This window comes from Nioella ostreopsis (assembly GCF_004000255.1).
Taxonomy (GTDB): Bacteria; Pseudomonadota; Alphaproteobacteria; order Rhodobacterales; family Rhodobacteraceae; genus Nioella; species Nioella ostreopsis.
Genome location: NZ_RCIQ01000015.1, coordinates 1 through 12,881 on the forward strand (window position 1 = coordinate 1; position 12,881 = coordinate 12,881).

Below are 12,881 nucleotides of genomic sequence, written 5' to 3' on the forward strand. Positions count from 1 at the left end.
AGGACGCCGTTCTGCAACAACGCCCAGTTCCGCCCTCAAAAGACATCGGTTCTGTTTGAAATACATCTGCTACGCACTGACCAAACAGACGCAGTTACGGAAAAAGCGGGTATCGAAACGGCCGAATACAGTGCTCGGTGGGCGCGATATCGCATTCGCGTGACTGAGAAGGACGTGAATGCCCACACTGACTTGTTCAAGCAGCTAATCTGTGAAGCTCGCAACCGGCGCGAAGGTTGCTACCGCGCTAGTGACCCTTGACAGGCGGATGCAGCCGAACAGCAAGAACAATCCGGTAAGCGCTATTTCTATGTGGGGCTTTATGTGCGGTGAATGCGAAGTTCACCAGATTTATTAAGCAAAAACAAAGCCTAGTGGCGGAGACGAAGTCTGCCTCTGCCATTTCCAGCATGTTCCGAAAAGGTCTCGAAGCCGTCTATTTTCCCCTATTTTGCAGGACTATTCGTTCCAGAGGGTTCCTTCACATTCCCGATTGTTCCTGCTATAGGTGGGGGAACAAATGGGGGAACAGATGGCCCGTGACACTGGAATGAGACGACCTGAGAAGGCCCTGACAGCGCAAGAGGTCAGGACAGCAAGCGAACCCGGCAAGTATTTCGACGGTCATGGCCTCTATCTTCTGGTGAAATCGAACGGCGCGCGCTCTTGGGTTCAGCGCATCGTCATTCGCGGCAAGCGGCGGGAAATTGGGCTTGGCAGCGCATCACTTGTTTCGCTCAAGGAAGCCCGCGAACAGGCCATCGCCAACCGCAAGCTGGCGCGCGCCGGTGGCGACCCGATCCAAGCGAAGCGCGAGTCTAAGGCCGTGCTGACCTTCGAGGAAGCCGCTCGCAAGGTGCATGAGCTACACCGGCCCACATGGCGCAACCCAAAACATGCGGCGCAATTCCTGTCTACGCTCGAAACCTACGCCTTCCCCCATATTGGCCGCATCAAGGCGGCAGACGTGAACACGGCGGACGTGTTGCGGGTTCTCTCACCGATCTGGACCGAGAAGCCCGAAACCGCGCGCCGCGTTCGTCAGCGGGTCGGCACCGTGATGAAATGGGCTGTCGCGCAAGGCTGGCGGCAGGACAACCCTGCAGAGGCCATAGACCGCGCCCTGCCCAAGACAGAGCGTGTAAAGGCCCACAGGAGAGCCCTGCCCTATCAGGACGTGCCAGCTTGCCTTGAGGCCGTGCAAGCGTCCAAGGCCGGGGAAATCACCAAGCTTGCTTTCGAGTTTCTGGTGCTGACCGCAACCCGATCCGGGGAAACCCGCAAAGCAGTTTGGGATGAGATCGACATGGAAGCAGGGGTTTGGACCATACCGGCAATGCGCATGAAGGCGAAGAAGGAACACCGCATTCCCCTTTCCGCCCGCGCACTCGAAATCCTTGATGCCGCGAAAGCGCTAGGCGACGGATCGGAGCTTGTGTTTCCAGGCTCGAAAACCGGCAGGCCACTTTCCGACATGACACTTTCTAAGCTGGTGAAGGAGCTTGGCTTCGAGGCGGACATTCACGGGTTCCGCACGTCTTTCAGGACATGGACGCAGGAACGGACCACTTACCCGCGTGAGGTTGCAGAGGCGGCTCTGGCTCACACGATCAAGGACAAGGCAGAAGCGGCCTATGCGCGATCTGACCTGTTCGAGAAGCGGCGGAAGATGATGGAAGCTTGGTCTTCACAACTTGAGCAGGACAAAGGGAAAGTTGTGAAAATCTCCTAGGTCTTTGTGAGTTTCCTGCGACTGGTTGCAGGACCGCAAAGCGAAGCTGCGCTATTCATGACCTATCTATGCAAGAAAAGACCTTTTTTCCACAGATCCATCCCCAGCAAGTCACAACATATGGCATTCTTGCGCGCACGTTACACAAGATATCGTGGATTCCGCGCTCTCCACAGCCTGTCCACAGGATATCCAGATTGCCCCCCGGCGTTCGGTTCCAGTATAATACGATGCAGGCCGACTAGAGCGATAAAGTCGGTGGTCATCCTCAGCTTTGCGCGCCGAGGATGACCGAAGTAGATCCAGAATTGGAACCCCAGATCTGCTTCCTGTTTCGCAAATGAAAACGCGACGAGCAAGGGACACTTTGTCCAGCGCCAAATACAGGAGACCGTTGTCTTGATTGAAAAGCACCTGAGACGCCCGTTGGTGGAACATGTCACGGGCCTAAGCCGAAGCAGCATATACGAGCTGATGGAGTTGGAGCAGTTTCCACGCCCGATCCGCATCGGACGTCGCGCCGTTGCGTGGCGTGAAAGCGACATTGAAGCTTGGCTCGAAAGTCGCCCTATCGCCACGACCTAAGAGAAAACCCCGCCACGAGGGACGGGGGTTTCGGTCAACATCACAGCTTAGACTAGCCTTCCGCTCCCTCTGGCGCAACGCCAAGAGGCACTCAAGACATGACCACACAACATCGCTGGTTCTCAAACCCGACCAATATCTATTGGACCTGCAAAGCCCTGATCGAAGGCAGGACCATTTCGCACAAAACAGAAATCCGAGAGGTGAAGGGCTGGCGACTCGCCGCGATCGTCCATCGCCTGAAGGACAGTTTCAACTGGCCTATTCTAACCGAGTTTCGCGGGCCGGATAGCATTGCCCACTACCGCCTTTCTCCCGGCACCGACCCGGCGCTGCTGAGGTTCCCCCCCAGCGCCAAACAGCTCCTGGATGAAATCGGGGGGCAGGAATGACCCGCTACCAGATGACACCGCATCACCGGCAATGGCGGCTCTACGCCATGAAGCCCGCTCACAGCGCACAGAGGGCGGCACAGCTTGGCCTCTGCACCTGCGGCAACCCTCACACCCTGAGGCGCGTCCTGCGCGCCCTACAGCGCCTAGAGGCCCGCAATGGCTAAGAGGGACAGCAAGGGAAACCCGATCACGGGCAAGGGAGAGCATTTCACAAAGCTCATTCGCGCAACAATGGAGACGCCCGCTTGGCGGGCGCTCCCCCCTATCGCGCAAGCTCTCTATCCTTGGCTGAGGCTCGAATGGAGGGGACCGGACGCAAACAACAACGGCAAGCTTCGACTGAGCGTTCGGCAAGCAGCTATCCGCATGGGAGTTTCTAGAGACACCGCAGCACGGGCCTTTCACGAGCTGCAGGCCAAGGGCTTCATCGTGATGACCGAGCGGGCATGTCTTGGGATCGAAGGGGCAGCGAAGTCGCCTGCCTTCGAGATAACGGAACTGCCCTTGCCTCACGGCGGCGGGCGCGAGGGACGCAAGCTGTTCAAGGACTGGCGACCGGGGCAGGATTTTCCCGTCATGCGCGCCGGGGCCAACAATCCTGAAGGCAGGAATGGCAAAGCAAAACCCTGTCATGAAAATCAGGACGGCACCGTCATTAATATCATGACGAAAGGCAAAGGAGCGTCATGAAAACCATGACAGCACGTCACAAAAATCAGGACGGTTTGGCCGGGTTCCGAGCACTGACCGTCATAAAAACCATGACATCCTTACCTTACCAGCGACACTAGGGACGTGCGGTTGATTGACTATCCTCTTAGGCTGGGTGTGAGTGACTTGAGCGATGGGTGGCTCGATACGGTTCCCTACGAGCCCAAAAACAGAAAATATCGGGCCCAGAGGGGCTAATCGCGGGTGACGGGGACTTCAAAAGGGGCGGCGTCCCTTTTAACGTCACCACATGACTAACAAGACCAAATCCAAAGTGCTGTACGCCCTGCGCATGAACAAGGGGCAATCCCGATGCCATCGTCGCGGCGGATGAGCTTGTCGAGACGCGGTTGCGGTCAGGCAACGGCCTTAGTCTGCTCTCGGGAAGCCAGGCCCAAATGCTGGTTCATTGAGGATACGAACGATGAAATATCTCAGAAACCATTTTCCAATCAGTTCGCTTTTTCTAGCTGCTACCTTCTCTCTTATGGGATTCATGTGCACTGCACAGGAGACGACACCGGGCGACACAGAACTTGTTGTCTGGTTTTGTCACCTCGGGGATGAACCAGTCACCTATGCTTATCGCGTACGAGAATCGGGCCAGATTGAAACGCTTGATGGTGCCCCTGGCACGGGACTGAGAAACGAACGCGAGGATGTGCTGCTTCTCCCAGATAGAGTTCTGCGGTTCCGGGACCAAGAAGTTACGATCGATGAGAGTGGTGACATAGATACCGGATACTGCTCCGATATCTCGGACATCGTCACTGCACTTGTAGTGGACGTCGGCGCGTCCATGACAGAACAGCTGGTGGTTGCTATTCAGGCCCGCGAAAACTTCGCCGCCCGTCTGGCCGAAGCGCTTGATCACGTGACCTCGCTTGAGGCGGAATTGGTTCAAGCACTTCTAGACTTGAGCCAGGCTGAGCGACGGGAAGCCGAAGCCCTGGCTGCTCGGATGCTGGCTGAAATCAATGCGGACGAGCGGTTGAGAGAGGCGGAGATGCGATCAGCCCTTCTTGCACAGGCAAACCTGGAACTGGAAACAGCAGAGGCCGCATCGGCCGAAAGCCAGCGCCAGATTGCGGCCCTGAACGAACAGGTGGCCGCCTTACGCACGCAGCTTGGTGAATTGCAGGGGCTGCTAGATGTGGTGCGGGAGGAGGAAGCGCGAGAGCAGGTGCGCGCGGAAACGTGCGAGGCGGACCTAAATGCCGCCTTGACGCGGCTGGCGATGGAACTCGACCGTACCGAGGCTGAATGTAGCCAAGTCGAGAACTAACCCCGATCAGCCATTCCCGAAAGCCCTTTATCTTGCGGTCACTGATTCCGATCGGGTATCGTGAAAGGGAGCTATCTCGTGCTGGTCGGCTCATCGACCACAAGGGGTAGTTCAGAAAAGAGTAGGGCCGGCGGTGCGCCAAAGCCAAATGAACATGCGGGGGATCAAGACCCTACGGGGTGGCAAATGGCACGCGACTACCGTTCGAAATTTATTTGGCCCGAAATGAACAAGGGCGATCCAATTGGGGCGCCCTTCCTGTTGGCGTTGCTTTGGCCACGGCGGCACAAATAATCGACAAATCATCACACGATGGCAAAATGGGAAGCAGCAGCTTCCATCGGTGCTTTCTTCCAATTGATTTCGGGAAAATGAAGGTGACACATGGGCGGGATCGGTAGCGGGCGGCGCTGGCACTTCGACGCCAAAGAAACAACAGAGGACTATCGCTCAATAGACGTCAGGCGCTGGGCGCGAGACGGGTTGCTGAAGCCTGACCATCACTTCAACTGGCAATGGTCCAGACATGGTGAAGTCGTCGCGTCGATAAAGGTTGAGGTGAAGCCGGAAAGCGTTGTGTTGGACTACAGGCACCGAAACGGCAGCGATGATTGGACACCGAAACGCTACTCAGTCCATTTGAGCGAAACCCCATGCCACATGGGCGGCGCGCGCAAATGGTTTCTCTGCCCAGCGCGAGGTTGCGGACAGCGTGTCGCAATCCTCTATGGCGGCGCGATATTTGCCTGTCGTCATTGCTTTCAGCTCGCCTATCCTTCTCAGCGAGAAACTCAGGGGGACCGAGCCGCACGAAGTGCAGACCGCATCCGAGAAAGGTTGGGGTGGCCGGGAGGCATTTTGGAAGGCGGCGACTGGGGCAAGCCCAAGGGGATGCATTGGCGGACCTATGCGCGGCTCTGCAGGGAGCACGACGCTCTCGCAGACCGCGCGTTGCAAGGATTTGCTGAACAATTGGGGCAATTGAACCGTCACTTGGAAAGGGGCAGGCAGCCTAATTGATCTAGTATTGGCGTGAGCCCTGAGGCACCTAGCGAGAAGAGTTTTTCGTTGAAAGTTCGTCTGCAACCTGAAAGCAATTAGTTGAGAACGAACAGCCCGCTTGTTTTACCTCATTGAAGGCGTGGATGAATTAGTGTTTGAAGCCCGGACAGTTCTGCGTCGAGCCGCACGTGGGCGCTCCCGCCCGCCACTTTGTTTCGCCGTAAATGAAGGCGGTGAGCAATGTCAGATTTGGCTCAAGTCACCAGCTTTTCACCCATCCACGCCGTGCACGTCGTTGGAGCGCGAGTGGATGGCTACCAACTTGGCGCGGACGCTGGACCTGCCCGTTACGCCCGTGGTTCCCGTTAAACTGAGAACAGAATTCATTGATTCAGTTTTGGATGATGAATTGCGAGAAGCAATGATGGAGAGTCCTGAAGTCGTGCTCGGGTCCGTTCATGCCGGTGACGGATGGCGATTGTTTGACACCGGCTCAAAGCTGCCTTGGTCGAGTCTCCCGCTGGTTCAGGAGATTGTCACCTTTGACTGTCTTGTCGAAAATAGCGATAGGAGCAGGTCGAATCCAAACCTTCTACGGCATGGCGACAGCCTGAAAATGATCGATCAAGAAGAAGCCTTTAGTCATGCAGTGACGGGTGAAGGCCCTGGGCCTTGGGGTGTGAATGGACTGATGAACTTCGCAGCTGGGACAGCTCAGCATTCCCTTGTTCCGCACCTTACACCTAAGACAAGATGCGACTTTTCGCACGTGGCTGAAAAATGGGAGAGCTTGCCCGATGCGGAGATTTCAGAGTATGTAGCCCGAGCACCCGAAGAGTGGGACCGCCCTACATTGGACAGAATCCGTGACTATATTCTAAGGGCAAAACGGGAAGCCCGAACCTTCTGCGAGATGGCTACAAGGCACATAACTCAATGAAACTTATGCCATATACCTTCGTCGTGCTGCAGTATCAGCACAGCCCCTTTGCGGGGGAACGGCTGAATATTGGCCTGTTGTTGGTGTGCGAAGGAAGAAGTTTTGCGCAATTGAAAATCAGGGACTCGTGGAAGCGGTTTTCTGATGCCTATCCAGATTTTGACCGGAATGCGGTGAAGTCGGACCTCAAAGCCCTCTCTGTAGCTGCGAGCAGAATCGCCAAAGAAGGTTTCAGCGCACCCCTCGATACCAAACTTTGGTGCAGCACTGCTGAGGGCCTGCTGCTAAGATTGTTTGGCACCCCGGAAGGGTCAATCGTTTGGAGCTCACAGGGCGCTGGTGTTACCCACGACCCGGAAGAAGAGCTTGAAAAGCTTCACAGTCAATTGATTGCCCGCTTCGATCATGTCAGCAGTCACGACCGACGCGATGACGACGACGTTTTCCAATCACTGAAATCCCATCTGGATGACACTCACTTGCTTGCGCAAATGACTGAGCATGTAGTGCACTCGCCACGAGGCGACGTGCGTTTCAAGCGCTCTTTCAAAAACGGAATCTGGCACTGCGTTCAACCTCTGTCCTTTGACCATACGGATCGAGACACGATTGACAGCAAGGCCGCAAGGTGGGCAGGGCACTTGATGCAGGCAGAGGAAGCTGACGAAAATTTTCAGCCCTACTTTATCATCGGCAAGCCTTCCAATCCTTCCTTCCTGAGTGCTTTCGAGTCAGCGGAGAACTTGCTTAGCTCTGCCCCGAGGAATCCGATTGTGGTTCGCGAGGAAGACAGTGAGACCATTGCCGACCGTCTTTTACATGCCTTCCAAAACTGATCAAATCTGTCAGGTATCGGTAAAAAGCATCGCGAGATAGTCGGCCTGTTCTTGTTTGAGCTGACTCAATCGACACGTCGATTCCTCCACCTCTGCAAGTTTACCTAGGTGACCTAGCCTTGCGACAATACCCAGTGGGGAGGGGCATCCCAAGTTCTGTAGACCGAGCGCCGAGGACCGGAGCGGGAAGGTAAATTTCGGCGTTCACAATTTGGGGGTTTTGCTAATTCGTAAGCCGCAAGCTGACAGCCTAGCCCGAATTCCCTACTGACAAGCTCCACACCAGAACTCACACCCATCTGGCCAGCTCCTTGCCAAGCCTTCCCCAATAAGAATGTCGCCCACATCCACACCATCGGACCGAACGACTGCAAGCGTTCTCCCATATCGGTCCTCACCCTGTCGCAGTAGCGTGATTTGCGTTTCGTTGAACAACTGCATCAACCGACGCGAAGCTTGCTGTCCAAGCTGACGCTCAGCGCTACCGCCACACAGGTTGGTTGTCGTTTCAGGGGTATCATAACCAACCGCGCGGAACTTCTCGCCGTTCAACCAGAAGGTATCTCCGTCAACGATGCAGTTGACCCTTGGACCGGAGCCGCAAATGCCAATCGCGTTCGCAGGCCCGCAAGCAAAGGCGAGGATCAATATTGCCGCTCCAAGCACGTCTCTCATGATTCTCCCCGGTGCCGTTGACCATGCCAACCGTAGACGTGCATCGAGTGTTTGTTAACCAAGGTTAACGACAGCCGAGGCAAGCAACAAATTCAAAGTGGGGGAACGCGTGGGGGAACGCGCGCAGCGAAAACAATGATTTCTCAATTTTTACAGATACTTATGCGGGGATAATGGCGGAGACGAAGGGATTCGAACCCTCGAGACCCTTCCGGGCCTACTCCCTTAGCAGGGGAGCGCCTTCGACCACTCGGCCACGTCTCCGCTGGCGGGTGTATCCGTCTGCAAACCGGGGAACAAGGGAAAATTTCCTCACCGGCTGTCGTTTTTCTACGCACCGGTTAAAGCAACCGCTTGCGGATTGCCTTCACCGGGGCTTGGGGGCAGGATCGCGCGAACAGGAGGATTGAGATGAAGAATACGCAAGTCATTCTGGCGGCCCGTCCGGTCGGCGTTCCCGGACCCGAGCATTTCGCGATCAGAGAGGTCGATGTGCCTGATCTGGCCGAAGGGCAGGTCCTGATCCGGGTCAGTCACTGGTCCGTGGACCCGGCCATGCGGGGATGGGCCAATGACGTGCCGAACTACTCGCCCCCCGTGGCGCTTGGTGACCCCATGCGCAGCTTCGCCGTGGGCGAGGTCGTGGCCAGCCGCCATCCCGATTATGTCGAAGGCGATGTGGTCGAGGGGCTTCTGGGCTGGCAGACCCATGTGGTCAGCGATGGCTCCAATATCGGGCGCAAGGTGACCGAGACCGACCTGCCGCGCAGCTATGCGCTCGGGATCATGGGGCTGAATGGCACCACCGCCTATTTCGGACTGCTGGAGTCCTGCGCCGCGAAACCGGGGGATACGGTCGTGGTTTCCACCGCTGCGGGGGCTGTCGGGTCCGCCGTGGGACAGATTGCCAGGGTCATCGGCTGCCGGACCGTCGGCATTGCAGGTGGGGCCGAGAAGGTGCGCCAGTGCCGTGAGGAATTCGGCTATGACGCCGCGATCGACTACAAGTCCGAGGATGTCGCTAGCGCCGTGACCGCCGCCTGCCCGGATGGGGTGGATTGCTATTTCGACAACACCTGCGGGCCGATTTCGGATGCGGTGATGACCAAGCTCGCCGTTGGGGCGCGCATCACCATTTGCGGTACGGCAGCAATCACCGAATGGGATCCGCTGCCCGTTGGCCCACGCGTTCACCGGCAATTGCTGGTCGCACGCGCCCGGATGCAGGGGTTCCTGATCTTCGACTACAAGGACAGGCTGCACGAGGCGCGCACCGCTCTGGCCGACTGGCTGCGCGAGGGCAAGATCAGCGTGCGGGAACACATCCTCGACGGGCCAGAGGCCGCGCTCGATTCCATCGGGATGCTTTATCGGGGGGACAACACCGGCAAACTGATCGTGAAGGTGGACTGACCGGTTCTATTCTCCGTTGAACTCTACCGGCAGAATGCCCGACCCGTAGGACGCCAGGTTGTCGATGACCCAGTCCTCACCGCCATAGGGGGTGCCGCCAATCTGGCCTGAGGTGTGGCAGGATGGGCGGCGGAGCCTCTCAAGTTGACTACGGGCTTCACGCGTTGAACAGGAAGTGCAGCACGTCGCCATCCTTGACGGTATAGGCCTTGCCCTCGACCCGCATCTTGCCTGCTTCCTTGGCGCCGGTCTCGCCATTACAGGCGATGTAGTCGTCATAGGCGATGGTTTCGGCGCGGATGAAGCCGCGTTCGAAATCGCCGTGGATCACACCGGCAGCCTGCGGCGCGGCGGTACCGTGGCGGATGGTCCAGGCGCGGGCCTCTTTCGGGCCGACGGTGAAATAGGTTTCCAGGTTCAGCAGGCCATAGCCCGCCCGGATCAGCCGGTCGAGACCCGCTTCCTCCAGCCCCATTTCACTCAGGAACATCTCGGCTTCCTCGGCGTCGAGCTGGCTGATCTCTTCCTCGATCTGGGCCGAGATGATGACGGTCGCGGCGCCCTGCTCGCGGGCCATCTCTTCGACCTTGGCGGAAAACGCGTTGCCCTCGGCGGCAGAGCCTTCATCGACGTTGCAGACATAGAGCACCGGCTTGGTGGTCAGCAGCTGCAGCATCTTCCACGCCTTGGCGTCCTCGGCGCTGACCTCGACCAGCCGGGCGGGCTTGCCGTCTTCCAGCATCGCCTGCGCCTCGGCCAGCAGCCGGTCCTGCTGCTGCGCTTCCTTGTCGTTGCCCTTGAGCTTGCGCACGAGGTTCGCGCGGCGCTTCTCGATGCTTTCCAGATCGGCCAGCATCAGCTCGGTCTCGATGGTTTCGGCATCGGCAATCGGGTCGATCCGGCCATCCACATGGGTGATGTCGTCATCTTCAAAACAGCGCAGAACCTGCGCGATGGCATCGGTTTCGCGGATATTGGCGAGGAACTGGTTGCCGAGCCCCTCGCCTTTCGATGCGCCCTTCACCAGACCGGCAATATCGACGAAAGTCATGCGCGCGGGAATGATCTGCTTGGACCCGGCAATCGCGGCCAGCTTGTCCAGCCGCGGGTCGGGCACCGCCACATCGCCCACATTGGGTTCGATCGTGCAGAAGGGAAAATTCGCCGCCTGCGCCGCCGCCGTCTTGGTCAGCGCGTTGAACAGCGTGGACTTGCCCACATTCGGCAGCCCGACAATACCCATCTTGAAGCCCATCTGGCCCTCCGCATCCTTGGTTCCGGCGCCTTCTACGGCCTTGGGCATCCTACTGCAACGGGCCTCGTGCTAAGCTGGCGGGATCGACCCAAGGAGTTTCATATGCAGCCAATCCCCTATCTCATGTTTCAGGGCCAATGCCGACAGGCGATGGATACCTATGCCGAGATCCTCAATGGCCGAGTGACCGCCGCGCTTCGGGCTACTGAAGCCAAGGATATGTACATTGACCATGGTGACACGATGTATGTGCCGCCCGATCGGACAGAATGGCTGGCGCATTGCGAGATGGCCTACGACGAAGGGGTTCTGATGGGGGCGGATGACCTTACCGGTGCCACTGAGCCCAATGGCGGCTTCTGGGTGCGGGCCGAGTTTTCCAGCCTGGATCGGGCCGGATCTGTTTTCGATCGGTTCGAGCGCGAGTGCTGCTTTATCCTGATCCGTGGCTTCGCGCCGAACGCATGGACCGAAGGCTTTGGCATGTTGACGGACCGCTACGGAGTGCATTGGATGATCACTGCCCCATGGAACAAGGATTGACCGCCAAGCCCCATTGATTTCCTCGCAGACATTCGCCAAACGGGGCCGGAAGACTTGCGAGGAATTGCCATGACCCGGATCGACGCCAAATTCGCTGCCCTGAAGGCCGAGGGGAAGAAAGCCTTCGTCTCTTACATCATGGCGGGCGATCCCGATTACGCCACCTCGCTGGAGATCATGAAAGGCCTGCCCGCCGCCGGTGTCGATATCATCGAGCTTGGCCTGCCCTTCACCGATCCGATGGCCGACGGCCCCACCATCCAGCTGGCCGGTCAGCGCGCGCTGGAGGGTGGCCAGACCCTGCAAAAGACGCTGGATATGGCCGCCGAGTTCCGCAAGACCGACGATACGACCCCGATTGTGCTGATGGGCTATTACAACCCGATCTACAGCCGGGGCGTGGACAGGTTCCTGGTGGACGCCAAGGCCGCCGGGATCGACGGGCTGATCGTGGTGGACCTGCCGCCCGAAGAGGATGAGGAACTGTGCATTCCCGCCCAGAAGGCCGGCCTGAACTTCATCCGTCTGGCGACCCCCACCACCGATGATCAGCGCCTGCCCAAGGTGCTGCAGAACACGTCGGGCTTCGTCTACTACGTTTCGATCACCGGCATCACCGGGGCCGCCGCTGCGGAAGCCACCGATGTCGGCCCAGAGGTCGCGCGGATCAAATCGCAGACCGGCCTGCCCGTGATAGTGGGCTTCGGGATCCGCACGCCGGAAACCTCTCAGGCCATCGCCTCTGTCGCGGATGGCGCGGTCGTGGGCTCTGCCATCGTCAGCGAAATCGCCGCGGGCAAGCCCGTGGCGGAGGTGCTGAGCTTCGTCAAATCGCTGGCAGACGGCGCGCATCGGGCCTAGGTCCGATGATTGCCTTGTCCTTGGGAAGCTTCGCCCCCGCCCTGATTGCTGCCGCCCCAGGCACAATCGCCATGATCGCGACCACCGCCCCCGGCACACCGACGCTATTGCCGGGGCTATTGACGATCCTCTCGTCGCTTGGCTAACCCACCCGACGCCGCAGGATATGCGTGGCGCGGTATTTCGCGACTTCCTCGCCATTCTGGTTGTAGATCCGATACTGGATCTCCGTCCGCCCCCGGTCCGGCCGCGACGCCGAGGGAACCGAACTGACCACTTCTGCCTCCGCATGGAGCGTATCGCCCGGATAGACCGGTTTCAGCCAGCGCAACTCGTCCAGCCCCGGTGACCCCATCGAGGCTTCGTTCCACACATCGGCCTCCAGCGTCAGCACGAAGGCGGTCAGGATCGTTTGGAACCCGCTGGCGATGATCCCGCCATAGGGAGACTCCTTCGCGGCCTCGGGATCGGTGTGGAACGGCTGCGGGTCCCATCTGCGGGCAAAGCCCACAATCTCGGCCAGCGGCAATGTCCGTTCCGCGGTCGTGAACCGATAACCCACCGGCAGATCGTCGAAAAACATGGCCTCGCTCCCTGTCTTTTCCCCTGCGGCAGAGTAACCGGAAAAAGAGGATTGTGAACAGCGTC

At 58.4% G+C, this 12,881-nt stretch carries 16 protein-coding genes, 1 tRNA gene and 1 pseudogene; 14 read left to right on the forward strand and 4 right to left on the reverse strand.

The features are described 5' to 3' along the window. From EP237_RS23320 to EP237_RS15245, 10 genes and pseudogenes are all read left to right on the forward strand, one after another. Positions 1–261, forward strand: a pseudogene (locus tag EP237_RS23320) (hypothetical protein); the annotation flags it as partial. A 289-nt stretch (positions 262–550) separates the two neighbouring features. Continuing rightward, positions 551–1,732, forward strand: a complete 1,182-nt coding sequence (locus tag EP237_RS15210) for a tyrosine-type recombinase/integrase (protein WP_240661660.1) — start codon at positions 551–553, stop codon at positions 1,730–1,732. Positions 1,733–2,131: 399 nt separating this feature from the next. After that, positions 2,132–2,317 carry a helix-turn-helix transcriptional regulator gene (locus tag EP237_RS15215; protein WP_127561763.1) on the forward strand — a complete coding sequence of 62 codons (186 nt, stop codon included), beginning with the start codon at positions 2,132–2,134 and terminating at the stop codon, positions 2,315–2,317. A gap of 98 nt (positions 2,318–2,415) precedes the next feature. Beyond that, positions 2,416–2,709 (forward strand): hypothetical protein, encoded by a 294-nt coding sequence (locus EP237_RS15220; protein WP_127561764.1) that lies wholly within the window; start codon positions 2,416–2,418, stop codon positions 2,707–2,709. Continuing rightward, positions 2,706–2,876: a hypothetical protein gene (locus EP237_RS23155; RefSeq protein WP_164744722.1), complete on the forward strand. Its 171-nt coding sequence runs from the start codon at positions 2,706–2,708 to the stop codon at positions 2,874–2,876. Before EP237_RS15220 ends, EP237_RS23155 begins: the two co-directional genes overlap by 4 nt. Continuing rightward, positions 2,869–3,402 carry a helix-turn-helix domain-containing protein gene (locus EP237_RS15225; RefSeq protein WP_127561765.1) on the forward strand — a complete coding sequence of 178 codons (534 nt, stop codon included), beginning with the start codon at positions 2,869–2,871 and terminating at the stop codon, positions 3,400–3,402. Before EP237_RS23155 ends, EP237_RS15225 begins: the two co-directional genes overlap by 8 nt. 445 nt (positions 3,403–3,847) lie before the next feature. After that, positions 3,848–4,708 carry a hypothetical protein gene (locus EP237_RS15230; RefSeq protein WP_127561766.1) on the forward strand — a complete coding sequence of 287 codons (861 nt, stop codon included), beginning with the start codon at positions 3,848–3,850 and terminating at the stop codon, positions 4,706–4,708. A 384-nt stretch (positions 4,709–5,092) separates the two neighbouring features. Beyond that, on the forward strand, positions 5,093–5,728 hold the full coding sequence (locus tag EP237_RS15235; protein ID WP_127561767.1) for a hypothetical protein: 636 nt from the start codon (positions 5,093–5,095) through the stop codon (positions 5,726–5,728). A gap of 133 nt (positions 5,729–5,861) precedes the next feature. Next, complete coding sequence (locus EP237_RS15240) at positions 5,862–6,650, forward strand: HipA family kinase (protein ID WP_338068186.1); 789 nt, start codon at positions 5,862–5,864, stop codon at positions 6,648–6,650. Beyond that, positions 6,647–7,486, forward strand: coding sequence for a DUF3037 domain-containing protein (locus tag EP237_RS15245; RefSeq protein ID WP_127561769.1), 840 nt, complete (start codon positions 6,647–6,649; stop codon positions 7,484–7,486). The genes EP237_RS15240 and EP237_RS15245 overlap by 4 nt, the downstream gene beginning before the upstream one ends. A gap of 264 nt (positions 7,487–7,750) precedes the next feature. On the opposite strand, the gene EP237_RS23835 is transcribed toward EP237_RS15245, so the two are convergent. After that, on the reverse strand, positions 7,751–8,161 hold the full coding sequence (locus tag EP237_RS23835) for a thermonuclease family protein (RefSeq protein ID WP_206052311.1): 411 nt from the start codon (positions 8,159–8,161) through the stop codon (positions 7,751–7,753). Between the two features lie 174 nt (positions 8,162–8,335). Continuing rightward, positions 8,336–8,425: transfer RNA gene (locus EP237_RS15255), tRNA-Ser, on the reverse strand. Between the two features lie 147 nt (positions 8,426–8,572). Between EP237_RS15255 and EP237_RS15260 the strand changes: the two genes are divergently transcribed. Continuing rightward, entirely contained in the window at positions 8,573–9,574 is a 1,002-nt protein-coding gene (locus EP237_RS15260) for an NADP-dependent oxidoreductase (RefSeq protein WP_206052312.1), read from the forward strand. A 157-nt stretch (positions 9,575–9,731) separates the two neighbouring features. Here EP237_RS15260 and ychF read toward each other — a convergent pair whose 3' ends face one another. After that, positions 9,732–10,829 (reverse strand): redox-regulated ATPase YchF, encoded by a 1,098-nt coding sequence (gene ychF / locus EP237_RS15265; RefSeq protein ID WP_127561875.1) that lies wholly within the window; start codon positions 10,827–10,829, stop codon positions 9,732–9,734. Positions 10,830–10,931: 102 nt separating this feature from the next. Between ychF and EP237_RS15270 the strand changes: the two genes are divergently transcribed. The 3 genes from EP237_RS15270 to EP237_RS23160 all read left to right on the forward strand — a co-directional run bounded on the left by EP237_RS15270 (position 10,932) and on the right by EP237_RS23160 (position 12,379). Continuing rightward, the gene (locus EP237_RS15270; protein ID WP_127561770.1) at positions 10,932–11,372 is read left to right on the forward strand and encodes a VOC family protein; all 441 of its coding nucleotides are present in this window, start codon (positions 10,932–10,934) and stop codon (positions 11,370–11,372) included. A 69-nt stretch (positions 11,373–11,441) separates the two neighbouring features. Next, positions 11,442–12,233, forward strand: a complete 792-nt coding sequence (trpA, locus tag EP237_RS15275) for a tryptophan synthase subunit alpha (protein WP_127561771.1) — start codon at positions 11,442–11,444, stop codon at positions 12,231–12,233. Positions 12,234–12,238: 5 nt separating this feature from the next. After that, positions 12,239–12,379: a hypothetical protein gene (locus EP237_RS23160; protein WP_164744723.1), complete on the forward strand. Its 141-nt coding sequence runs from the start codon at positions 12,239–12,241 to the stop codon at positions 12,377–12,379. Here EP237_RS23160 and EP237_RS15280 read toward each other — a convergent pair. After that, positions 12,376–12,816: a MaoC family dehydratase gene (locus tag EP237_RS15280; RefSeq protein ID WP_127561772.1), complete on the reverse strand. Its 441-nt coding sequence runs from the start codon at positions 12,814–12,816 to the stop codon at positions 12,376–12,378. The two genes, EP237_RS23160 and EP237_RS15280, sit on opposite strands and share 4 nt — an antisense overlap. Positions 12,817–12,881 lie beyond the last annotated feature (65 nt).

Excerpts from the sequence above, each read along its gene's own strand:
- EP237_RS15210 (WP_240661660.1), top strand. The coding sequence starts at position 551 with ATGAGACGACCTGAGAAGGCCCTGACAGCGCAAGAGGTCAGGACAGCA.
- EP237_RS15220 (WP_127561764.1), top strand. The coding sequence starts at position 2,416 with ATGACCACACAACATCGCTGGTTCTCAAACCCGACCAATATCTATTGG.
- EP237_RS23155 (WP_164744722.1), top strand. The coding sequence starts at position 2,706 with ATGACCCGCTACCAGATGACACCGCATCACCGGCAATGGCGGCTCTAC.
- EP237_RS15225 (WP_127561765.1), top strand. The coding sequence starts at position 2,869 with ATGGCTAAGAGGGACAGCAAGGGAAACCCGATCACGGGCAAGGGAGAG.
- EP237_RS15230 (WP_127561766.1), top strand. The coding sequence starts at position 3,848 with ATGAAATATCTCAGAAACCATTTTCCAATCAGTTCGCTTTTTCTAGCT.
- EP237_RS15235 (WP_127561767.1), top strand. The coding sequence starts at position 5,093 with ATGGGCGGGATCGGTAGCGGGCGGCGCTGGCACTTCGACGCCAAAGAA.
- EP237_RS15245 (WP_127561769.1), top strand. The coding sequence starts at position 6,647 with ATGAAACTTATGCCATATACCTTCGTCGTGCTGCAGTATCAGCACAGC.
- EP237_RS23835 (WP_206052311.1), bottom strand. The coding sequence starts at position 8,161 with ATGAGAGACGTGCTTGGAGCGGCAATATTGATCCTCGCCTTTGCTTGC.
- EP237_RS15260 (WP_206052312.1), top strand. The coding sequence starts at position 8,573 with ATGAAGAATACGCAAGTCATTCTGGCGGCCCGTCCGGTCGGCGTTCCC.
- ychF (WP_127561875.1), bottom strand. The coding sequence starts at position 10,829 with ATGGGCTTCAAGATGGGTATTGTCGGGCTGCCGAATGTGGGCAAGTCC.
- EP237_RS15270 (WP_127561770.1), top strand. The coding sequence starts at position 10,932 with ATGCAGCCAATCCCCTATCTCATGTTTCAGGGCCAATGCCGACAGGCG.
- trpA (WP_127561771.1), top strand. The coding sequence starts at position 11,442 with ATGACCCGGATCGACGCCAAATTCGCTGCCCTGAAGGCCGAGGGGAAG.
- EP237_RS23160 (WP_164744723.1), top strand. The coding sequence starts at position 12,239 with ATGATTGCCTTGTCCTTGGGAAGCTTCGCCCCCGCCCTGATTGCTGCC.
- EP237_RS15280 (WP_127561772.1), bottom strand. The coding sequence starts at position 12,816 with ATGTTTTTCGACGATCTGCCGGTGGGTTATCGGTTCACGACCGCGGAA.